20 protein-coding genes are annotated in these 21032 nt (G+C 69.1%); 9 read left to right on the top strand and 11 right to left on the bottom strand.

What is annotated here, in order from left to right:
- Nucleotide 1 precedes the first annotated feature (1 nt).
- From pgl to tkt, 5 genes are read right to left on the bottom strand one after another with little or no spacing between them, the layout of a single operon-like run.
- Entirely contained in the window at nt 2–757 is a 756-nt protein-coding gene (gene pgl, locus ACYQ8K_RS21265) for a 6-phosphogluconolactonase (protein ID WP_459972101.1), read from the bottom strand.
- Nucleotides 754–1665, bottom strand: coding sequence for a glucose-6-phosphate dehydrogenase assembly protein OpcA (gene opcA / locus ACYQ8K_RS21260; protein WP_459972099.1), 912 nt, complete (start codon nt 1663–1665; stop codon nt 754–756). Before opcA ends, pgl begins: the two co-directional genes overlap by 4 nt.
- On the bottom strand, nt 1662–3206 hold the full coding sequence (zwf, locus tag ACYQ8K_RS21255) for a glucose-6-phosphate dehydrogenase (RefSeq protein WP_459972098.1): 1545 nt from the start codon (nt 3204–3206) through the stop codon (nt 1662–1664). Before zwf ends, opcA begins: the two co-directional genes overlap by 4 nt.
- Nucleotides 3203–4324 (bottom strand): transaldolase, encoded by a 1122-nt coding sequence (tal, locus tag ACYQ8K_RS21250; protein ID WP_459972096.1) that lies wholly within the window; start codon nt 4322–4324, stop codon nt 3203–3205. The genes zwf and tal overlap by 4 nt, the downstream gene beginning before the upstream one ends.
- A 16-nt stretch (nt 4325–4340) precedes the next feature.
- The gene (gene tkt, locus ACYQ8K_RS21245; RefSeq protein WP_459972094.1) at nt 4341–6440 is read right to left on the bottom strand and encodes a transketolase; all 2100 of its coding nucleotides are present in this window, start codon (nt 6438–6440) and stop codon (nt 4341–4343) included.
- A 255-nt stretch (nt 6441–6695) separates the two neighbouring features.
- Between tkt and ACYQ8K_RS21240 the strand changes: the two genes are divergently transcribed.
- Complete coding sequence (locus ACYQ8K_RS21240; protein ID WP_459972092.1) at nt 6696–7622, top strand: heme o synthase; 927 nt, start codon at nt 6696–6698, stop codon at nt 7620–7622.
- A 129-nt stretch (nt 7623–7751) separates the two neighbouring features.
- Here the strand turns inward: ACYQ8K_RS21240 and ACYQ8K_RS21235 are convergent, their stop codons facing one another.
- Nucleotides 7752–8726, bottom strand: a complete 975-nt coding sequence (locus ACYQ8K_RS21235) for a quinone oxidoreductase family protein (RefSeq protein ID WP_459972090.1) — start codon at nt 8724–8726, stop codon at nt 7752–7754.
- Between the two features lie 19 nt (nt 8727–8745).
- On the opposite strand from ACYQ8K_RS21235, the gene ACYQ8K_RS21230 reads away from it, so the two are divergent.
- Nucleotides 8746–9411, top strand: a complete 666-nt coding sequence (locus ACYQ8K_RS21230) for a hypothetical protein (RefSeq protein ID WP_459972088.1) — start codon at nt 8746–8748, stop codon at nt 9409–9411.
- On the opposite strand, the gene ACYQ8K_RS21225 is transcribed toward ACYQ8K_RS21230, so the two are convergent.
- The 4 genes from ACYQ8K_RS21225 to mptB form a co-directional block, all read right to left on the bottom strand.
- Nucleotides 9361–10296, bottom strand: a complete 936-nt coding sequence (locus ACYQ8K_RS21225) for a COX15/CtaA family protein (protein WP_459972145.1) — start codon at nt 10294–10296, stop codon at nt 9361–9363. The genes ACYQ8K_RS21230 and ACYQ8K_RS21225 overlap by 51 nt on opposite strands.
- 164 nt (nt 10297–10460) lie before the next feature.
- Nucleotides 10461–11171 carry an ABC transporter permease gene (locus tag ACYQ8K_RS21220; RefSeq protein ID WP_459972143.1) on the bottom strand — a complete coding sequence of 237 codons (711 nt, stop codon included), beginning with the start codon at nt 11169–11171 and terminating at the stop codon, nt 10461–10463.
- Nucleotides 11172–11248: 77 nt separating this feature from the next.
- Nucleotides 11249–12214 (bottom strand): ABC transporter ATP-binding protein, encoded by a 966-nt coding sequence (locus tag ACYQ8K_RS21215; RefSeq protein ID WP_459972086.1) that lies wholly within the window; start codon nt 12212–12214, stop codon nt 11249–11251.
- A 49-nt stretch (nt 12215–12263) separates the two neighbouring features.
- Entirely contained in the window at nt 12264–13967 is a 1704-nt protein-coding gene (gene mptB / locus ACYQ8K_RS21210) for a polyprenol phosphomannose-dependent alpha 1,6 mannosyltransferase MptB (protein ID WP_459972085.1), read from the bottom strand.
- Nucleotides 13968–14047: 80 nt separating this feature from the next.
- Here mptB and ACYQ8K_RS21205 point away from each other — a divergent pair, with 80 nt between their 5' ends.
- The 7 genes from ACYQ8K_RS21205 to ACYQ8K_RS21175 are packed head-to-tail and all read left to right on the top strand — an operon-like array spanning nt 14048 to nt 20351.
- Nucleotides 14048–14851 (top strand): helix-turn-helix transcriptional regulator, encoded by an 804-nt coding sequence (locus ACYQ8K_RS21205; RefSeq protein ID WP_459972083.1) that lies wholly within the window; start codon nt 14048–14050, stop codon nt 14849–14851.
- Nucleotides 14848–16296: a Fe-S cluster assembly protein SufB gene (gene sufB / locus ACYQ8K_RS21200; protein WP_459972081.1), complete on the top strand. Its 1449-nt coding sequence runs from the start codon at nt 14848–14850 to the stop codon at nt 16294–16296. The genes ACYQ8K_RS21205 and sufB overlap by 4 nt, the downstream gene beginning before the upstream one ends.
- Nucleotides 16296–17489 carry a Fe-S cluster assembly protein SufD gene (gene sufD / locus ACYQ8K_RS21195; RefSeq protein WP_459972080.1) on the top strand — a complete coding sequence of 398 codons (1194 nt, stop codon included), beginning with the start codon at nt 16296–16298 and terminating at the stop codon, nt 17487–17489. Before sufB ends, sufD begins: the two co-directional genes overlap by 1 nt.
- Nucleotides 17486–18268, top strand: coding sequence for a Fe-S cluster assembly ATPase SufC (gene sufC, locus ACYQ8K_RS21190; RefSeq protein WP_459972078.1), 783 nt, complete (start codon nt 17486–17488; stop codon nt 18266–18268). The genes sufD and sufC overlap by 4 nt, the downstream gene beginning before the upstream one ends.
- Nucleotide 18269: 1 nt before the next feature.
- The gene (locus tag ACYQ8K_RS21185) at nt 18270–19532 is read left to right on the top strand and encodes a cysteine desulfurase (RefSeq protein WP_459972076.1); all 1263 of its coding nucleotides are present in this window, start codon (nt 18270–18272) and stop codon (nt 19530–19532) included.
- Complete coding sequence (sufU, locus tag ACYQ8K_RS21180; RefSeq protein WP_075233623.1) at nt 19529–20029, top strand: Fe-S cluster assembly sulfur transfer protein SufU; 501 nt, start codon at nt 19529–19531, stop codon at nt 20027–20029. The genes ACYQ8K_RS21185 and sufU overlap by 4 nt, the downstream gene beginning before the upstream one ends.
- A complete protein-coding gene (locus ACYQ8K_RS21175) occupies nt 20004–20351 on the top strand; it encodes a metal-sulfur cluster assembly factor (protein ID WP_085289419.1) in 348 nt (115 codons plus the stop codon). The genes sufU and ACYQ8K_RS21175 overlap by 26 nt, the downstream gene beginning before the upstream one ends.
- Before the next feature lie 43 nt (nt 20352–20394).
- Here ACYQ8K_RS21175 and ACYQ8K_RS21170 read toward each other — a convergent pair.
- Nucleotides 20395–21032: DUF5666 domain-containing protein (locus ACYQ8K_RS21170; protein WP_459972074.1), on the bottom strand; the 638-nt coding region annotated here is incomplete at its 5' end.

The raw sequence follows: 21032 nt of genomic DNA, 5'->3' as shown, positions 1-21032 counted from the left end.
GTCACGCCACGCCGGATGGGTTCGACGGCAGTTTGGCCGCGGCGTCCTCGTCGAGCAGCCACAGCGTGGTGTCCAGTCCGACCGCCCCGGCGGCCGGCACCGAGACGGGTGCGGCGCCCCCGATGGCGGCGGCCACCGCGTCGGCCTTGCCGCCGCCGGTCACCAGCAACCAGACCTCGCGCGACCGCGCTATCGCGGGCAGCGTCAACGTGATTCGTTGCGGCGGCGGCTTGGGGGAGTCGTCGACCGATACCACCATGCGGGCGGTTTCGAGCACCGCGGGGGTGTCGGGGAACAGCGAGTTGATGTGGCCCTCGGGGCCCATGCCCAGCAGGTGCACATCGAAATTCGGAACCGGCTCGCCGGGTGCGGCGTTGGCGGCCAGCAGCTGCTCGTAGGCCAGCGCGGCCGCGGCGAGGTCGCTGCCGAACTCCCCGTCACTGGCCGGCATCGGGTGCACCTGACTGGACGGGATGTCGACGTGCGAGAGCAACGCGGTCCGGGCCTGCTTGTCGTTGCGTTCGTCGTCGTCCTCGGGGACGTAGCGTTCGTCGCCCCAGAACAGATGCACCTTCGACCAGTCGATCTCGCGTCCCACCAACGACTGCAACAGCCCGATGCCGTTGCCGCCGCCGGTCAGCACGATGAGCGCTCGGCCCCGCGCCGCCACGGCGTTCGCGATGGTCTCGGTCAGCCGCGCCGCGGCGGCCTCGACCATGGTCTTGCTGTCCGGGAAAACTTCGATGCTGGTGCTCACACGTACTGCACTTTCTCAATGCCTTCGAGCGCTGATTGGTATATCTCGTCGGGGTCCAGTCGGCGCAGGTCTTCGGCGAGGCATTCACCGGTTTCCCTGCGCGCCAAGGGGAGTAGGGCGTCCGGCCGGGACGTCCGGCTCAACGTGGCCGTCCTTCCTTCCTGCGGGCGGCTCAAGACGATGGTCTCGCTCTTGCGCACCAGTTCGATCTTGAGCTCGCCGACCGCCCGGCGCACCGGGCCGTCGATCCGGCTGGCCAGCCACCCCGCCAAAACGTCCAGCGCGGGCTCGGTTGCCAGACCGGACACCAGCGCCGACTCGATCGGTTCGTGCGGGGTCAGGTCGACGGCGGAGGTGAGCAGCGCGCGCCAGTACGTGATGCGCGCCCAGGCGAGGTCGGTGTCACCCGCGGTATACCCGGGCAGCCGGCTCTTGATGGCCGACAACGGGTCGACCCCATTGGTGGCGTCGGTGATTCGCCGAATCGCCAACCGGCCCAACGGATCTTGAGCGGGGACCGCCGGCGCGACGTCGGGCCACCAGGCCACCACCGGGATGTCGGGCAGCAGGAAGGGGGTGACCACGCTGGCCGCGTGGCCGGACAGCGGGCCGGACAGCCGTAGTACCACGACCTCGCTGGCGCCGGTGTCCCCGCCGGCGCGCAGCTGCGCGTCCAGCCGCGGTTTGTCCGCATACGGATTGCCCCGCATCGTCACGATGATGCGGCTGGGGTGTTCATGGCTAGCGTTGTTGGCCGCTTGCAGCGACTCCTCGAGGATCTCCTCGCTGTCCGGCGCGACGATCAGGGTCAGCACCCGGCCCATCGCCACGGCGCCGACCCGTTCCCGCAGTTCGTCGAGCTTCTTGTTGACCGCCGTGGTGGTGGTGTCCGCCATATCGATGATCACGGCCGCCGCCATTCCCGGCCGGTGCGGCGCAGCATCTCGAAGGAGGAGTCCGGGCCCCAAGTGCCCGAATCGTACGGTTCGGGTTTACCGCCGGACGCCCAGTTGTTGAGCACGGGATCGAGTATGTCCCAAGCCAATTCGACCTCAGCGTTGACCGGGAACAGGGACGGCTCGCCCAGCAGCACGTCGAGGATCAGCTGTTCGTAGGCCTCCGGGGACTCCTCGGCGAACGCCGAGCCGTAGGAGAAGTCCATGTTGACGTCGCGGACTTCCATCGCGGTGCCGGGCACCTTGGAGCCGAACCGCAGCGTGACGCCTTCGTCGGGCTGCACCCGGATCACCATGGCGTTGGTGCCCAGCTCGTCGGTCATGGTGGCGTCGAACGGCAAGTGCGGCGCGCGCTTGAAGATCAGCGCGATCTCGGTCACCCTGCGGCCCAAGCGTTTTCCGGTGCGCAGGTAGAAGGGGACCCCGGCCCAGCGGCGGGTGTCCACCTCGAGCGTGATGGCGGCGAACGTCTCGGTGGTCGAGTCCTTGGCGAACCCTTCCTCGTCGAGCAGACCGACGACCTTCTCACCGCCCTGCCAGCCCGCGGCGTACTGGCCGCGGCTGGTGGTCTCGTCGAGCGGCTCGGCGAGCTGGGTGGCCGACAGGACCTTGATCTTCTCGGCCTGCAGCGCCAACGGGCTGAAGCTGACCGGCTCCTCCATCGCGGTCAGCGCCAGCAGCTGCATCAGGTGGTTCTGGATGACGTCGCGCGCGGCGCCGATGCCGTCGTAGTAGCCGGCCCGGCCGCCCAGACCGATGTCCTCGGCCATGGTGATCTGTACGTGGTCGACGTAGTGCGCGTTCCAGATCGGGTCGAACAACTGATTGGCGAACCGCAGCGCCAGGATGTTGCGGACCGTCTCCTTGCCCAGGTAATGGTCGATCCGGAACACAGACTCCTCCGGAAAGACCGTATTGACGGCCTTGTTCAAGGCCTGCGCGCTCTCCAGGTCGTGACCGAACGGCTTCTCGATGACCACCCGGCTCCACCGCTCGCCCTGCGGACGCGCCAAGCCGGACTTGTGCAACTGCTCGCACACCACCGGGAAGGACTTGGGCGGGATGGCCAGATAGAAGGCGTGGTTGCCGCCGGTACCGCGCTCGGCGTCCAGCTTGTCCAGGGTCTCGGCCAGCCGGGCGAACGCCTCGTCGTCGTCGAAAGCGCCTGGCACGAAACGGAATCCCTCGGCGAGCCGATCCCAGTTCTCCTGCCGGAAGGGCGTGCGGCAGTGTTCCTTGACGGCCTCGTGCACCACCTTGCCGAAATCCTGTGTGCTCCAATCCCGGCGGGCGAAGCCCACCAGCGAGAAGCTGGGCGGCAGTAGTCCGCGATTGGCCAGGTCGTAGATCGCCGGCATCACCTTCTTGCGGGCCAGGTCGCCCGTGACGCCGAAGATCACCATCCCGCATGGCCCCGCGATCCGCGGGAGCCGCTTATCGCGCTTGTCCCGTAACGGGTTCTGCCATTCTTGCGGGGAGCGGACTGGGGTCATTTGGAGGCGGAACCCAGCTGCTTCTGTGTTTCCTCCAGCAGCTCGGTCCACGAATCCACGAACTTCTCCACGCCCTCGTTCTCCAGCACCACGAACACATCCGGCAGGTCGATCCCGACCGCGGACAGCTTGTCGAACACCTGCTGGGCGTCGGCGGCGGTGCCGGAGACCGTGTCGCCCTTGATCTCGCCGTGATCGGCGACCGCGTCAATCGTCTTCTCCGGCATCGTGTTCACCGTGTTGGGCGCCACCAGTTCGGTGACATAGAGGGTGTCGGAGTAGTCGGGGTTCTTGACGCCGGTGGACGCCCACAGCGGGCGCTGCACGCGGCCCCCGTCGGCCTTGAGCGACTGGTAGCGGTCGCCGCCCTCGAACACCTCCTGGTAGGCCGCGTAAGCCAGCCGGGCGTTGGCCACGCCGGCCTGCCCGCGCAGCGCGAGCGCGTCCTCGCTGCCGATCTTCTCCAGCCGCTTGTCGACCTCGGTGTCCACCCGGGACACGAAAAACGAGGCCACCGAATGGATCTTGGACAGGTCGTGTCCGGCCTCGCGGGCCTTCTCCAGGCCGGCCAAGTAGGCGTCCATCACGGCCCGGTGCCGTTCGACCGAGAAGATCAGCGTGACGTTGACCGAAATCCCTTCGGCCAGAACGGCGGTGATCGCCGGGATGCCGGCCTTGGTGGCCGGGATCTTGATGAACAGGTTCGGCCGGTCGACGATCTTCCACAGCTCGACGGCCTGCGCGACGGTCTTGTCGGTCTCGGCCGCCAGGCGCGGGTCGACCTCGATGGACACCCGGCCGTCGACGCCGTCGGAGGCCTCCCACTCGCGCTTGAGAACGTCGCACGCGTTGCGGACATCGTCGGTGGTGACGGTGCGGATGGTGGCGTCGACGTCGGCGCCGCGCTCGGCCAGCTCGGCGATCTGGCCGTCGTAGGAATCGCCCTCCGCCAACGCTTTCTGGAAGATCGACGGGTTGGTGGTCACGCCGACGACGCTCTTGGTGTCGATCAGCTCCTGCAGGTTGCCCGACTCCAGCCGCTGACGCGACAGGTCGTCAAGCCAGACGGATACGCCGGCGGCGGACAGCGCCGCCAGATTCGGGTTCTGAGCGGTCATGTGAATTACCCTTTCCTCAGTTATCCACTACTTGTTCCGCGGCGGCAGCGACGGCTTCGGCGGTGAAGCCGAATTCACGGAATAAGGTCTTGTAGTCGGCGGATTCGCCGTAGTGCTCGATCGAGACGATCTTGCCGGTGTCACCGACCAGCTTGTGCCAGCTCTGCGCGACGCCGGCCTCGACGGCCACCCGGGCCGACACGGTCGGCGGCAGGACGCTGTCACGGTAGTCGTCCGGCTGGGACTCGAACCACTCGACGCACGGCATGGAGACCACCCGCGCCACAATGTCCTTGTCCGCCAACAACTTCTGCGCCTCGACCGCCAGCTGGACCTCCGAGCCGGTGGCGATCAGCACCACGTCGGGGTCTTGGTCGGGATCCTCGCCGTCCGAGCCCAGGATGTAGCCGCCGCGGGCGACGCCGTCGGCGCTGGTGCCCTCGAGCACCGGCACGCCCTGGCGGGTCAGGATCAGCCCGACCGGTCCGCTGCCGTTGCCGCGGGCCAGGATCGTGCGCCAGGCGTGGGCGGTCTCGTTGGCGTCGGCCGGGCGCACCACCGAAAGCTTCGGGATGGCGCGCAACGCCGCGAGGTGCTCGATCGGCTGGTGCGTCGGACCGTCCTCGCCGAGCCCGATGGAATCGTGCGTCCACACGTAGATGGTGTCGATGTCCATCAGCGAGGCCAGCCGGACCGCCGGGCGCATGTAGTCGGAGAACTGCAGGAAGGTGCCGCCATAGGCCCGGGTGGGCCCGTGCAGCACGATGCCGGACAGGATCGCGCCCATCGCATGCTCGCGCACCCCGAAGTGCAGCGTGCGCCCGTACCAGTCCGCCGTATAGTCTTTGGTCGAAATCGACGGCGGGCCAAAGGATTTGACGTTGTCCATGGTGGTGTTGTTGCTGCCCGCCAGGTCGGCCGAGCCGCCCCACAACTCGGGCAGCTTCGGCCCGATCGCGTTGAGCACCTTGCCGGACGCGGCGCGGGTGGCCAGGGCCTTGTCGCCCGGCTCCCAGACCGGGATGTCGGCGTCCCAGCCGTCCGGCAGCTCCTCGGCGGTCAACCGGTCCAGCAGCGCCTTGCGCTCGGGTTGGGCCTGCGCCCAGGCGTCGAAATCCGCCTGCCACTTCTCGTGGGCTTCTTTGCCGCGGTCCACCAGCTTGCGGGTGTGGGCGATCACCTCGTCGCGCACCTCGAACTTCTTGTCCGGGTCGAAGCCGAGGATCTCCTTGACGGCGGCGACTTCCTCGTCGCCCAGGGCCGCGCCGTGCGCCTTGCCGGTGTTCATCAGCTTGGGTGCGGGGTAGCCGATGATGGTGCGCAGCGAGATGAACGACGGCCGGTCGGTGGCCGCCTTGGCGTTGGCGATGGCCTCCTCGATCGCGACGACGTTCTCGCCGCCCTCGATCTCCTGCACGTGCCAGCCGTAGGCCCGGTACCGCGCGGCGGTGTCCTCGCACAACGCGATGTCGGTGTCGTCCTCGATCGAGATCTCGTTGTGGTCGTAGAAGACGATGAGGTTGCCCAGCTGCTGGACGGCCGCCAGCGACGAGGCCTCCGAGGTGACGCCCTCTTCGATGTCGCCGTCGGACGCGATGACGTAGATGAAGTGGTCGAACGGGCTGGTGCCGGGGGCCGCATCGGGATCGAACAGGCCGCGCTCGTAGCGGGCGGCCATCGCCATGCCCACCGCCGACGCCAGGCCCTGCCCGAGCGGGCCGGTGGTGATCTCAACGCCCTTGGTGTGCCGGAACTCCGGGTGCCCGGGGGTCTTGGAGCCCCAGGTGCGCAGCGACTCGATGTCGGAGAGTTCCAGGCCGAAGCCACCCAGGTACAGCTGCAGGTACAACGTCAGGCTGCTGTGCCCGCAGGACAGGACGAACCGGTCGCGGCCCAACCAGTAGGTGTCGCTGGGGTCGTGGCGCATCGCCCGCTGAAACAAGGTGTACGCCAGCGGCGCAAGGCTCATCGCCGTCCCGGGGTGGCCGTTGCCCACCTTCTGCACCGCGTCCGCGGCCAGCACCCGGATGGTGTCGACGGCGGCCGAGTCGAGCTCGGACCAGTCGTCGGGGAGGTGCGGTTGGGTCAGCGTAGAGATCTCTTCGAGTGTCGTCACAGACATTGTCCTTGGGTCATCGAGCTGATCAATCCCACCCTAGTGCGGGAGGGCCGGCTCTTGCAGCGCAGGATTTCGGGTACCCACGGCCGGCAGGTGTGAAAATTACGCGCCCGTCGAAAGCGCTTAACATTCAGTTCGGAAATCTGGGAAAAATCTGCGGGAACCGACCCGCGGGCGGGCCATCACCCCAACGCGGTCTACCATCGTGTGTAGTAGATGCTGCGCGCCGCTGCGACCCCAAGGAGTTATTGCGTGAGCGTTCGCGGGCGCGCCGCGCCGAGCCAATTGCCAAGCCGAATACAAGGCACGGTGCTGGCGTATCTGGCGCTGACCAAGCCGCGGGTCATTGAACTGCTGCTCGTCACCGCCATCCCGGCGATGCTGCTGGCTCAGCGCGGCACGGTGAACCCGCTGCTCATCATCAATACGCTGGTCGGCGGGATGCTGGCCGCCGGCGGCGCCAACACCCTCAACTGTGTGGCCGACGCGGACATCGACAAGGTGATGAAGCGCACTGCGCGGCGGCCGCTGGCCCGCGCGGCGGTGCCCACCCGCAACGCCCTGGTGCTCGGCCTGGTGCTGACGGTGACCTCGTTCGTCTGGCTCTGGTGGACGACGAACCTGCTGTCCGGGCTGCTGGCCCTGGCGACGATCGCGTTCTACGTGTTCGTCTACACGCTGCTGCTCAAGCGCCGCACCTCGCAGAACGTGGTGTGGGGCGGCGCGGCCGGCTGCATGCCGGTGATGATCGGCTGGTCGGCCGTCACCGGCACCATTCAATGGCCCGCGCTGGTGATGTTCGCCATCATTTTCTTCTGGACGCCGCCGCACACCTGGGCGCTGGCGATGCGCTACAAGGATGACTACAAGGCGGCGGGCGTGCCGATGCTGCCGGCCGTGGCGACCGAGCGTCAGGTGACCAAGCAGATCCTGATCTACACCTGGCTGACGGTGCTGGCCACGCTGGCGTTGGCGCTGGCGACGGGGTGGCTGTACGCCGCCGTCGCCGTGGTCGCGGGGGTGTGGTTCCTGGCGATGGCCCACCAGCTCTACGCCGGGGTCCGCGCCGGCGAGCCGGTCAAGCCGCTGCGGTTGTTCCTGCAGTCGAACAACTATCTGGCCGTGGTGTTCTGCGCGCTGGCCGTGGACTCGGCCATCGGGCTGCCGCACCTGTTCTGATCTGGACCTCGGCGCGCCGTTGAGTGTGCGGCCTGGGCGGAAAAATCGTCGGGATCCCGCCCTGACCGCGCTCTCGACGCCGCCAGTGCACACTCGACGACGCAACCCCCGTCCAGGGCCTGCCCCGAGTCAGGGCAGCAGCACGACCGAGCCCGCCGTCTTGCGGCCCTGCAGATCCTGGTGGGCGCGGGCCGCCTCGGCCAGCGGGTAGCGCCCGCCAATCTCGACGGTGATGTCGCCGCAGGCGATCGCGGCGAACAATTCCTCTGCCCGCCAACTGAATTCCTGGCCGGTGCGCACGAAATGCGCCAGCGACGGCCGGGTCAAGAACACCGAGCCGGCGGCGTTGAGGCGCTGCGGGTCGAACGGCGGAACGGGCCCGCTGGCCGCGCCGAACAGCGCCAGCGTGCCCCGGATGGCCAGGCTGGCCAGGCTGGCGTCGAAGGTGGTCGCGCCCACCCCGTCGTACACCGCGGCCACCCCGGCGCCATCGGTCAACGAGCGAATCCGCTCGCCGAACGCTTTCGCGTCGTCGGGGTAGGGGAGCACCTCGTCGGCGCCCGCCTGCCGGGACAGCCGCTCCTTGTCCGGCGTCGACACCGTGGTGATCACCCGCACACCGAGCAGGTGGGCCCACTGCGTCAGGATCAGTCCGACGCCGCCCGCGCCGGCGTGCACCAGCACCGTGTCGCCCGCCTGCACCGGATACACCGACTTCAGCAGGTAGTGGGCGGTCAACCCCTTGAGCAGCGCCGAGGCCGCCACCTCGGCCGTCACGCCGTCGGGCACCTCGGCCGTCAAATGTGCTGGGGCCGTAGCGTATTCGGCGTACCCGCCGGCCGCCGCGGCGCTGACCACACGATCGCCGACGCGCAGCCCGTCGACGCCGTCGCCGAGGGATTCGATGGTGCCGGCCAGTTCCGAGCCGAGGATGAACGGCAACTCCCGCGGGTACTGCCCGGAGCGGAAGTAGGTGTCGATGTAGTTGACGCCGACGGCCTCGGCCTTGATCAGCACCTCGCCCGGCCCGGGCGTGGGCCTGGTCGTGTCGACGTAGCGCAGCACCTCGGGGCCGCCGGTTTCGCTGATCTCGATCGCGTGCATCTGCTTATCATGCCCGGGCATGAAACTCGCTCGCCCGGACGTCTTCCATCCCCGCCTTGTGTTGGCGGGGGCGGGCGACGGCGCGGGCCGGGTATCCGACGACGCCGGTCTGGTGGGCGCGCTGCGGGGGCGCGGGCTGCACGCGCGCTGGCTGTCCTGGGACGATCCGGACGCCACCGGCGCGGATCTGGTGATACTGCGGGCCGCCGCGGGCGCACCGGATCGGCGCGACGAATTCCTGGCCTGGACCCGGCGCGTGCGCCACCTGCTGAACCCGCCGGGCGCGGTGGCTTGGAACCTCGATGAGCGGTATCTGCGCGACCTCGAGCACGACGGGGTCTCGACGGCCGATCCGGGCACACCGCCCGACGCGTCGCTGGTCTTTCTGGGCGGCGAGCGGTCGCACGCCTGGCCGGTCGAGCCGGAGTTCGAATCGTGGGACCTCGGCCACGCCGCGCTGGCCGCGGCGGCCACCCGCTCCGGCATCGCCGCCCGGGAGCTGCTCTGCGCGCGGGTCGACGTGGCCGGCGAGCGGCTGGTACGGCTGGACCTGGTCGCGCCGTCACTGGGCTGGCGCCGGCTGGACACCGCCGCGCGCGACCTCGCTCAGCATCGCTTCGCGCTGGCGGTGGAGTCAGCCTGCGAGCGGCTCGGGCTCGGCCCGCTCTCGCATCGACGCCCATAGCGCCGCGGTGGCCGCCGTGCACGCCGCGGCCCCGGCCACGTGCAGCGCGACCAGCACGGCCGGCACCCCGGTGTAGTACTGCGCGACGCCGACGCCGGCCTGCGCGAACACCAGCACCAGCAGCACCGCGAGCCGCAACCGCACGGGGCGGGCGGCGCGCACCGCCAGCAGCCCGAAGCCCAGGCCCACCAGCAGCGCCAGGTAGGCGATCAGCAGCGACGAGTGCAGGTGCACCAGGGTGTCGACCTGGACTTTCAGCCGCGGCACCGTGCGGGTGGGGCTGCGATCGCCCGCGTGCGGGCCGGCGGCCGTCACCAGCGTGCCGGTGACCAGCACCGCGGCCAGGTTCAGGCCGGACAGGGCGGTTCCGGCGCGCAGCGGCCTGACCACCCGTTCGCGGACCACCCCGTCGTCGGGCTCGCCGACCTTCACGTACAGCAGCACCGCCAGCCACACCATCGTCATCGACGTCAGCAGGTGGATGGCCACGGTCCACCACAGCAGCCCGGTGCGCACGGTGATGCCGCCGATCACCGCCTGCACGACGGTGGACACCGGCATCAGCCAGGCATAGACCAGCACCTCGCGGCGGCGCCGTGCCCGGGTCACGGCCAGGACGGCCAGCGCCGCGGTGATCACCACGGCGAAGGTGACCATCCGATTGCCGAATTCGACGGCCTGGTGGATGCGCGGCACCTCGGCGTGGGCCACCGGAACGAAGCTGCCCGGAAAGCATTGCGGCCAGGTGGGGCAACCCAGCCCCGAGGCGGTGACGCGCACGATCGCGCCGGTGATGGCGATGCCGCCCTGGGTGAGGATGACGACCGCGGCGATCAGGCGCTGCACACCGACGCTGGGGTTGGGGAGCAGGTCCACCGCGCGCATCAGCATCCGTCCAACCACGGCCCGATCCTAAGGCACCGAAAACTACGGGCCGTAGTAAGACCGTCCGCTCGCGAGACTTGAACCACCCACAGGGGTCCCCGGGGCGTGTCGTGTGCGTGGTTTACGTGTCGTGCCACGACAGCCAGCCACGGCAACTAAGACCGTCAGGTGAAGCGGAACCAGCGCAGCGCGCTCAGCGCGCCCACCGCGCCCCACGCCGCCAGGACGACCACGCCGAACCAGTCCACCGACATGGTCATCGCCTGCGAGAGCGCCTCGGTGAGCGCGCCGGACGGCGTCAGCCGAGCCGCGAGTTTCACCGCCGCCGGGGTGATCCCGGTTTCCAGGGTCAGCGCGCCCAACCCGGCGAAGACGAACCACAGCAGGTTGGCGACTGCGAGCACGATCTCGGCGCGCAGCGTCCCGCCGAGCAGCAGCCCCAGCGCCGCGAACACCACGGTGCCCAACGCGATCACCGCCGCGCCCAGCGCCAGCGCCGTCGGCGCGGGTCGCCAGCCCAGTGCAAAACCGATGGCGCCCAACAGGATTGCCTGCAGGAACACCACGGTCACCACGGCCAGGGACTTACCCGCGATGATGCCCCACACCGGGAGCGGGGTGGCGCCGAGCCGCTTGAGCGCGCCGTAGCGCCGGTCGAAGGCGACCGCGATCGCCTGCCCGGTGAACGCCGTCGAGATCACCGCCAGCGCCATGATGACCGGGGTGAAGGTCGCCGCGCGGTGCTGGCCGAACGAACCGAGCGGCAGCAGCGTGAGCCCGACCAGCAGCGTGATCGGGATGAACATGGTCAGCAGCAGCTGTTCGCCGTTGCGCAGCAGCAGCTTGAGCTCCAAACCGAATTGCGCGGCAAGCATTTTCGGCACCGGGCTGGGCCGCGGATCGGGCGCGAAGGTACCCGCGGGGAAGAGGTTCGATTGAATCTCGTTGTCCGTCAAGGCCGTAACTTCCTGCCGGTGAGGTCGAGGAACACGTCCTCGAGGCTGCGTTGCTCGACGCGCATGTCGGTGGCCAGCACGTCGATCCGCGCGCACCAGGACGTGACGGTCGCCAGCACCTGGGGGTCGACGTGCCCCTCGACCAGGTACTCGCCCGGCGTCACCTCGGTCGCCTTGTAGTCCTCCGGCAGCGCGGCGGACAGCAACGACAGGTCGAGCCGCGGGGGTGCGCTGAACCGCAACTGGTCCTTGGCCCCGCTGCGCATCAGCTCGGCGGGCGTGCCGGAGGCCACCGTCGCCCCGTGATCGATGATCACCAGCCGGTCGGCGAGTTCCTCGGCCTCCTTGAGCTGATGCGTGGTCAGCACCACCGTCACGCCGTCGCGGCGCAGCGCGTCGATCAGCTCCCAGACCAGCAGCCGGGCGTGGGCGTCCATGCCCGCGGTCGGCTCGTCGAGGAACACCAGTTCGGGGCGGCCGACCAGCGCGCACGCCAGCGCCAGCCGCTGCTGCTGGCCGCCGGAGAGCCGCCGGTAGGTGGTGCGGGCGGCGTCGGTGAGGCCGAGCGTGTCCAGCAGCCAGGCCGGGTCCAGCGGGTCGGCGGCGTAGGCGGCCACCAGGTTGAGCATCTCGCCCGCCCGGGCCGCGGGGTAACCGCCGCCGCCCTGCAGCATCACCCCGATCCGCGCCCGCAGCCGGGCGTTGTCGGCGATCGGGTCCAGGCCGAGCACCTCGATGGTGCCGGCGTCCGGTCGCACGAAGCCCTCGCACATCTCGACCGTCGTCGTCTTGCCGGCGCCGTTGGGGCCGAGCAGGGCCAACACCTCGGCGGCGTAGACCTCGAGATCGAGGTTGGAGACGGCCTCGACGGCCGTCGCGCCGGATCCGTATTTCTTGGTGACCCCGCGCAGCCGCACCACTGCGTCAGGGGATTCGCGCGATTCTGGAAAGGCCGAACTCACGAGCGCCGCTCCTTCTCATCGCTTCGCTCTGCATCGTCGTCGGCGCGGCTCACGTGGAATCAGCGTAGGCGTCATGCGCAGGCGCCGGGCGGGGGGTCGGCGGAGTCGGCGGCGTCGCCGCCGCGTCGTCGACGGGTTCGCCGTTGGATCCGGTGTCCTGGCCGGGCGGGCGGCGCCAGGGCAGGCGGGTGTAGGTCAACGCGATGAGCGCGACGACGATGACCGTGCTGGCCAGCGTCGCGTCGATGATCTGGAACAGCGCGAACCGGTCGCCGTTGGCCGTCGGGCCGAAGATCCCGACGACGAGGCTGATGACGATTGCTGCCACCCGGAAGCCGGTCCGCGTCGCCCAGGCGGCCAGCGGGATGACGGCCCACAGCAGGTACCAGGGCTGCACGACGGGGAATAGCAGCACCGTAATGCCCAGCGCCACGCCCAGCCCGCCGATCGGGTGCAGCCGGCCGCGGAAGACGGCCAGCAGCAACCAGGCCACCATGACCGTGATGATCAGCACGCCGATCGCACGGGTCAGCCCCAGCACCGCGGTGGTGTGATCGCCCAGGCCCAGCAGGATGCCCACCTGTCCGGTGCCGAGCGCCAGCAGCGTCGGCGGCGACATCCAGCTGCGCACCACGTTGGCGGTGCCCAGCGTGTAGATCCAGCCGAATCCGAGGCCGCTGGCCCAACCCACCAGCGCCATCACCGCCAGCGACAACCCGGCCATGGCGCCGCCCGTCAGCAGCAGGGCGCGCACGGTGCCACCGCAGCGGTAGGCCAGCGCCATCGTGACGAAGCCCAGCGCCAGCAGCGACGGCAGCTTCACCTGCGACGACAACACGATCAGCACCGAGCCGGCGACCAGCATCCCCAGCGGTTCCCAGTCCGGGGCCAGCTTCCACGACGCGGGCAGCAACCGCGGCGCGTCGATGCCGCGCAACGCGAATTCGGCGCCGGCCAGCATCAGGCCCAGCATCAGCGCCTCGTTGTGCACGCCGGCCACCAGATGCATGATCAGCAGCGGGTTGGCCGCCCCCAGCCACAGCGCGCTGACCTCGGCGACGCCGCAGCGCCGCGCCAGCCGCGGTGTCGCCCAGACGATCAGCCCCACGCCCAGCAGCTCCACCATCCGGTGGCACAGCACCGCGGCGACGATGTTCTCCCCGGTGATCGAGGAGATGCCGCGCCCGATCCACAGGAACAGCGGCCCATAGGGCGCGGGCGTCTCGCGCCACAGCGTCGGCACCGACAGCGTGAAGATGTGCGACAGGCCCAGGCCCGACGCGGGGCCCACCCGGTAGGGATCCAGGCCCTCCAACGAGATCTGGCTCTGCGCCAGATAGGAGTAGACGTCCTTGCTGTACATCGGCGGGGCGATCAACAGCGGCAACACCCACAGCAGCAGGGTGCGGTCCAGGTCGCCGCGCGACATCCGCCGGTTTCCCAGCGCGAACCGGCCCAGCATCAACCAGGCCAGCGCCATCATGACCGCACCGGTGGTCGTCATGGTCAAAGAGACGGTCTGGATGCGCGAAGGCAGGTTGAGCAGCCGCACGCCGAACGTCGGATCCTGCACGACGGGCCTGGCGCCCGCGCCGAGCGCGCCGATCGCCATCACCACCGTGCCCGTCGCGCCGAACAGGCGGGTGCGGCGCAGCGTGGTGAGCTCGGTATCGTTCAGCGGCGACCCCACCGCTTGCTCGTCGCCGTGCAGACTGGCGATCGATGAGCTCAGCGTGTGGTGGCGGGCTGCCATCAGAGCAGCGTAGCCGCCGGATGAAAAGGGTTACTGCCACGCCGTTGGTGTGAGCAGCGCAACGCCAGGACAGGGGACCCTTGCTAGACCGATCCCCGGAATTGCGTCACACTGGTGTTGTGAAAATCCGAACCGGCCCCGATGGGTCCGCCGACGCCGGTACCGGCGCGGCGGACGTCGGCGCGTCGGTACCGGATGGTCACACCCGCCGCGCGATCGTGCGCCTGCTGCTGGAATCCGGATCGATCACCGCCGGCGAGATCGGTGACCGGCTGGGCCTGGCGGCCGCCGGCGTGCGACGCCACCTCGACGCCCTGATCGAGGCCGGTGACGCCGAGTCCACCGCGGCCGCGGCGTGGCAGCAGGTGGGACGCGGACGACCCGCCAAGCGCTACCGGCTGACCCCGGCCGGGCGGGCCAAGCTCGACCACGCCTATGACGACCTGGCGGCGGCGGCCATGCGGCAACTCCGCGAGATCGGCGGCGAAGAGGCGGTGCAGGCCTTCGCCCGGCAGCGCATCGATGGCATCCTGGCCGACGTCCCCGCGGCCGACAGCGCGGCGGACACCGACGTCGAGGCGGCCGCTGAGCGGATCGCGACCGCGTTGACCAAGGCCGGCTATGTCACCACCACCACGCAGGTCGGCGGGCCGATCCACGGCGTGCAGATCTGCCAGCACCACTGCCCGGTATCGCACGTCGCCGAGGAATTCCCCGAACTGTGCGACGCCGAACAGCAGGCCATGGCCGAGGTGCTGGGCACCCACGTCCAGCGGTTGGCGACCATCGTCAACGGCGACTGCGCCTGCACCACGCACGTACCCCTGACCCAGGCGCCCAGCCCGCGCCACGACACCACGAGCACCAAAGGAGCGTCTCGATGACACTCACACCCGAGGCCAGCAAGACGGCAACCGCGCCGCTGACGCAGGAAGAGGCGATCGCCTCCCTGGGGCGGTACGGCTACGGCTGGTCGGACTCCGACGTCGCCGGCGCCAGCGCCCAGCGCGGATTGTCCGAGGCCGTCGTCCGCGACATCTCGGCGAAGAAGAGCGAGCCGGTGTGGATGCTGCAGACCCGGCTCAAGGCGCTGCGCATCTTCGACCGCAAGCCGATGCCGAACTGGGGCTCGAACCTGGGCGGCATCGACTTCGACAACATCAAGTACTTCGTGCGCTCCACCGAGAAGCAGGCCGCCAGTTGGGAAGACCTGCCCGAGGACATCCGCAACACCTACGACCGGCTGGGCATCCCGGAGGCCGAGAAGCAGCGCCTGGTCGCCGGGGTCGCGGCCCAGTACGAGTCCGAGGTGGTCTACCACCAGATCCGCGAGGACCTGGAGGCCCAGGGCGTCATCTTCCTCGACACCGACACCGGTCTGCGCGAACACCCCGAGATCTTCCAGGAGTACTTCGGCACCGTGATCCCGGCCGGGGACAACAAGTTCTCCGCGCTGAACACCGCGGTGTGGAGCGGTGGCTCGTTCATCTACGTCCCCAAGGGCGTCCACGTCGACATCCCGCTGCAGGCCTACTTCCGGATCAACACCGAGAACATGGGCCAGTTCGAGCGGACGCTGATCATCGCCGACGAGGGCTCCTACGTGCACTACGTCGAGGGCTGCACGGCTCCGATCTACAAGTCCGATTCGCTGCACTCGGCGGTGGTCGAGATCATCGTGAAACCCAATGCGCGCGTTCGCTACACGACGATCCAGAACTGGTCGAGCAACGTCTACAACCTGGTCACCAAGCGGGCCCGCGCCGAGGCCGGCGCCACCATGGAGTGGATCGACGGCAACATCGGGTCGAAGGTCACCATGAAGTACCCGGCGGTGTGGATGACCGGCGAGCACGCCAAGGGCGAGGTGCTCTCTGTCGCATTCGCCGGCGAGGACCAGCACCAGGACACCGGCGCGAAGATGCTGCACCTGGCGCCGAACACGTCGAGCAACATCGTGTCCAAGTCCGTGGCGCGCGGCGGTGGCCGCACCTCCTACCGCGGCCTGGTGCAGGTGAACAAGGGCGCGCACGGATCGCGCTCCAGCGTGAAATGTGATGCGCTGCTGGTCGATACGATCAGCCGCAGCGACACCTACCCCTACGTCGACATCCGCGAGGACGACGTCACCATGGGCCACGAGGCCACCGTGTCCAAGGTCAGCGAGAACCAGCTGTTCTACCTGATGAGCCGCGGCCTGACCGAGGACGAGGCGATGGCCATGGTGGTTCGCGGCTTCGTCGAACCGATCGCCAAAGAGCTGCCGATGGAATACGCGCTCGAGCTCAACCGGCTGATCGAGCTGCAGATGGAAGGCGCGGTCGGCTAGTGACGAACCTGACTGAAGCGGTTGAGGGTTCGGCCCTGACCGCGGCCAACAAGGGCGAGGTCTTCTCCTCGTTCGATGTGGACGCGTTCGAGGTCCCGCACGGTCGCGACGAAATCTGGCGGTTCACCCCGCTGCGCCGGCTGCGTGGCCTGCACGACGGGTCGGCGCGCGCCACCGGCAAGGCCGGCATCAGCGTCGCCGAGCGGCCCGGCCTGCGGATCGAGACCGTCTCCCGCGGCGACGAGCGCCTGGGCCAGGGTGGGGTGCCCACCGACCGTGTTGCCGCGCAAGCGTTTTCGTCGTTCAACTCCGCGACCGTGATCACCGTCGAGCGCGACACCCGCATCGCCGAGCCCGTCGGTGTCACCGTCACCGGCCCCGGCGAGGGCGCGGTGGCCTACGGACACCTGCAAATCCGGGTCTCCGAGCTCGCCGAGGCGGTCGTCGTCATCGACCACCGGGGCAGCGGCACGCTGGCCGACAACGTCGAATTTGTCGTCGACGACGCCGCCCGGCTCACCGTGGTGTGGCTGGCCGACTGGGCCGACGACGCGGTGCACGTGAGCATGCAGCACGCCAGGCTGGGCAAGGACGCGGTGCTGCGCCACGTCGCCGTCACGCTCGGTGGCGAGGTGGTCCGGCTGACGGCCAACGTGCGGTACCTGGGCCCCGGCGGCGACGCGGAGTTGCTCGGCCTGTACTTCGCCGACGACGGCCAGCACCTGGAGTCGCGGCTGCTGGTGGATCACGCCCAGCCCGACTGCAAGTCGAACGTGCTGTACAAGGGTGCGCTGCAAGGCGATTCGGAGTCCACGCTGCCCGACGCGCACACGGTCTGGATCGGCGACGTGCTGATCCGCGCCGAGGCCACCGGCACCGACACCTTCGAGGTGAACCGGAACCTGGTGCTGACCGACGGGGCGCGTGCCGACTCGGTGCCCAACCTGGAGATCGAGACGGGCGAGATCGTCGGCGCCGGGCACGCCAGTGCCACCGGGCGTTTCGACGACGAGCAACTGTTCTACCTACGCTCCCGCGGCATCCCCGAGGAGCAGGCGCGCCGCCTGGTCATCCGCGGCTTCTTCGCCGAAATCATCTCCAAGATCGCGGTGCCCGAGATACGGGAACGCCTGACCGACGCCATCGAACACGAACTGGCCATCACGGAAAAGACGGAAACAACAGCCTCATGACCACTCTGGAAATCAAAGATCTGCACGTCAGCGTCGTCAACCCGAACGCCGCCGAGTCCGAGCGCGAGATCGGAATCCTCAACGGCGTCGACCTGACGGTGAAATCCGGTGAGACGCATGCCTTGATGGGCCCCAACGGGTCGGGCAAGTCGACGCTGTCGTATGCCATCGCCGGTCACCCCAAGTACACGGTGACCTCGGGCTCCATCACGCTGGACGGCCAGGACGTGCTGGCGATGGGCATCGACGAGCGCGCACGCGCCGGAATCTTCTTGGCCATGCAGTATCCGGTCGAGGTGCCCGGCGTCTCGGTGTCGAACTTCCTGCGCTCGGCGGCGACCGCCGTGCGCGGCGAGGCCCCGAAGCTGCGGCACTGGGTCAAAGAGGTCAAGGCGGCCATGGGCTCGCTGGAGATCGACCCGGCGTTCGCCGAGCGCAGCGTCAACGAGGGCTTCTCCGGCGGTGAGAAGAAGCGCCACGAGATCCTGCAGCTGGAATTGCTCAAGCCCAAGATCGCCATCCTCGACGAGACCGACTCCGGCCTGGACGTCGACGCGCTGCGGGTGGTCAGCGAGGGCGTGAACCGCTACGCCGAGTCCGAGCACGGCGGCGTCCTGTTGATCACGCACTACACCCGCATCCTGCGCTACATCCGGCCCGAATACGTACACGTGTTCGTCGGTGGCCGGATCGCCGAGTCCGGCGGCCCGGAGCTGGCCGACGAGCTCGAGCAGAACGGCTACGTCCGCTTCACCCAAGCGGCGGCAACCGGGGCCTGACATGGCTACACCTTCGGCGGCGGTCTCACCCCTGGATGTCGCGGCCATCCGCGCCGATTTCCCGATCCTCAAGCGGGTCATGCGCAGCGGAAATCCATTGGCGTACCTGGATTCCGGCGCGACGTCACAGCGGCCGCTGCAGGTGCTCGACGCCGAGCGGGAATTTCTGCTGACGTCCAACGGCGCGGTGCACCGCGGTGCGCACCAGCTGATGGAGGAGGCCACCGACGCCTACGAGCAGGGCCGCGCCGACATCGCCGCGTTCGTGGGTGCCGACGCGCAAGAGCTGGTGTTCACCAAGAACGCCACCGAGGCGCTCAACCTGGTGTCATATGTGCTGGGGGACAGCCGTTTCGAGCGTGCCGTCGGACCCGGCGACGTCATCGTCACCACCGAGCTCGAGCACCACGCCAACCTGGTTCCCTGGCAGGAGCTCGCCCGGCGCACCGGGGCGAGCCTGCGCTGGTACGGCGTCACCGACGACGGGCGCATCGACCTCGACTCGCTGCAGCTCGACGAACGCGTCAAAGTCGTGTCCTTCACCCATCATTCGAACGTCACCGGCGCGGTGGCCCCGGTGGCCGAGGTGGTCAGCCGCGCCCGCGCCGTGGGCGCACTCACCGTGCTCGACGCCTGCCAGTCGGTGCCGCACCAGCCCGTCGACTTCCACGCCCTCGACGTGGACTTCGCCGCGTTCTCGGGTCATAAAATGCTGGGCCCCAACGGCATCGGCGTCCTCTACGGACGCCGTGAGGTGCTGTCGGCCCTGCCGCCGTTCTTGACCGGCGGTTCGATGATCGAGGCCGTGACCATGGAATCGTCCAGCTATGCGGCGGTGCCGCAGCGGTTCGAGGCCGGCACGCCGATGACGTCGCAGGTGGTCGGATTGGGCGCGGCCACACGCTATCTCGGCGCCCTCGGCATGGAGGCCGTGCAGGCGCACGAGCACCAGCTGGTCGCCGCGGCCATCGACGGTCTGTCCGGCATCGACGCCGTGCGCATCGTGGGGCCGGTGTCGATGGAGAACCGCGCCTCGCCGGTGTCTTTCGTCGTCGACGGCGTGCACGCCCACGACGTCGGGCAGGTGCTCGACGACGAGGGCGTCGCGGTGCGGGTGGGACACCACTGCGCGATGCCGCTGCATCGCCGGTTCGGTCTCGCGGCCACCGCCCGGGCGTCCTTCGGGGTGTACAACACCGCCGAGGAGGTCGAGCGCTTGGTGGCCGGCGTGCGCCGCGCTCTGGATTTCTTTGGGAGAGGCTGACATTGCGTCTCGAGCAGATGTACCAGGACGTGATCCTGGATCACTACAAGCACCCGCAGCACCGTGGGCTGCGGGAGCCGTTCGGCGCCGAGGTGTTTCACGTCAACCCGGTCTGCGGTGACGAGGTCACGCTGAGGGTCGCGCTGTCCGAGGACGGCGAGACCGTCGCCGACGTGTCCTACGACGGGCAGGGCTGCTCCATCAGCCAAGCGGCGACCTCGGTGCTCACCCAGCAGGTGATCGGTCAAAGTGTCGGCGAGGCGCTCAAGACCATCACTGCCTTCACCGAGATGGTGTCGTCGCGCGGGACGATCGAGGGCGACGAGGACGTGCTGGGCGACGGGATCGCATTCGCCGGGGTGGCCAAATACCCGGCGCGGGTCAAATGCGCGCTGCTGGGCTGGATGGCGTTCAAAGATGCTCTGGCCAAAGCTTGTTCGGACCAGGAAGCGGACTTCGAGGAGGTCACAGATGAGCGAAACCACCGCGCAGGGTGAGGAGTTCCTTGCCGACCTCGAGGAGGCGATGCGTGACGTCGTCGACCCCGAACTCGGCATCAATGTCGTCGATCTGGGGCTCGTCTACGGGCTGAACGTCGAGGACGGCGACGAGGGAACCGTCGCCCTGATCGACATGACGCTGACGTCGGCGGCCTGCCCGTTGACCGACGTCATCGAAGACCAGTCCCGCAGCGCGCTGGTGGGCGCCGGCCTGGTCGACGACCTGCGGATCAATTGGGTGTGGAACCCGCCGTGGGGTCCGGACAAGATCACCGAGGACGGCCGCGAACAGCTGCGCGCCCTCGGCTTCACCGTCTGAGTCAGGCTTTTAGCGCAGCGACGGCACGGCGGCGTCCCGCGTCCTAGAGGTGGATGTGCGGGAGGTGGGGCAGGTGCAGGTGGGGGTGCGGGCGCCCCATCGGTGGGCACGTTTCCACGCTGATCATCTGTGCGTGCAGGGCGCCACCGTCCTGAGTTCCTTGGGCCCCAATGCATTTGCCGTTCGTGATCGACTCGGCGTTCGACGGCGTCTGCCGCTGGTATGAGGTCGAGTCGGCGACGGTCACGTTGGTAGCGGCGCCGGGGCCGCCGGGTCCGAGGCCGTTGACGGCGATCGTGTTGCCCGTCACCGACGCCACGGTGCCGTAGAAGCCGGCCGGCGGCGGGCACTTGCCGTCCGCGGACTGCGTGACCGTGACGGCTTGCGCGGTGATCGGGCCCGGCGGCGGCCCGCCGGGCGCTGGAGTCCCGGGGGGTGGCGCGCTCTGCGGGGTGGCTTTGACGTTCACGCAACTGCCGGGCGTCACATCGGCCAGCTTCGCCGGGGTGACGTCCATGACCCTGGTCTGCGGTGTGTAGTCCACCGTCGCCGAGCCGGAGCGCGTCCGAAGCGCAATCGTCCCGTTCGAGTTCGACTGCACCATGCCCTCGACATAGTCCTTGCCTACCGGTGGCGGTGATCGCGTTGGGCACCGTGGTGTTCGCGGCGCTGGGGCTGCTG

It is taken from the genome of Mycobacterium sp. MUNTM1 (genome assembly GCF_054660795.1).
This window is presented reverse-complemented; position numbering and strand designations above follow the sequence as displayed.

Coding starts and splice junctions, on each gene's coding strand:
- zwf (WP_459972098.1), bottom strand. CDS start 3,206: ATGACCCCAGTCCGCTCCCCGCAAGAATGGCAGAACCCGTTACGGGAC.
- tal (WP_459972096.1), bottom strand. CDS start 4,324: ATGACCGCTCAGAACCCGAATCTGGCGGCGCTGTCCGCCGCCGGCGTA.
- ACYQ8K_RS21235 (WP_459972090.1), bottom strand. CDS start 8,726: ATGCACGCGATCGAGATCAGCGAAACCGGCGGCCCCGAGGTGCTGCGC.
- ACYQ8K_RS21230 (WP_459972088.1), top strand. CDS start 8,746: ATGAAACTCGCTCGCCCGGACGTCTTCCATCCCCGCCTTGTGTTGGCG.
- ACYQ8K_RS21225 (WP_459972145.1), bottom strand. CDS start 10,296: ATGCGCGCGGTGGACCTGCTCCCCAACCCCAGCGTCGGTGTGCAGCGC.
- ACYQ8K_RS21220 (WP_459972143.1), bottom strand. CDS start 11,171: ATGCTTGCCGCGCAATTCGGTTTGGAGCTCAAGCTGCTGCTGCGCAAC.
- mptB (WP_459972085.1), bottom strand. CDS start 13,967: ATGGCAGCCCGCCACCACACGCTGAGCTCATCGATCGCCAGTCTGCAC.
- sufB (WP_459972081.1), top strand. CDS start 14,848: ATGACACTCACACCCGAGGCCAGCAAGACGGCAACCGCGCCGCTGACG.
- sufC (WP_459972078.1), top strand. CDS start 17,486: ATGACCACTCTGGAAATCAAAGATCTGCACGTCAGCGTCGTCAACCCG.
- ACYQ8K_RS21185 (WP_459972076.1), top strand. CDS start 18,270: ATGGCTACACCTTCGGCGGCGGTCTCACCCCTGGATGTCGCGGCCATC.
- ACYQ8K_RS21175 (WP_085289419.1), top strand. CDS start 20,004: ATGAGCGAAACCACCGCGCAGGGTGAGGAGTTCCTTGCCGACCTCGAG.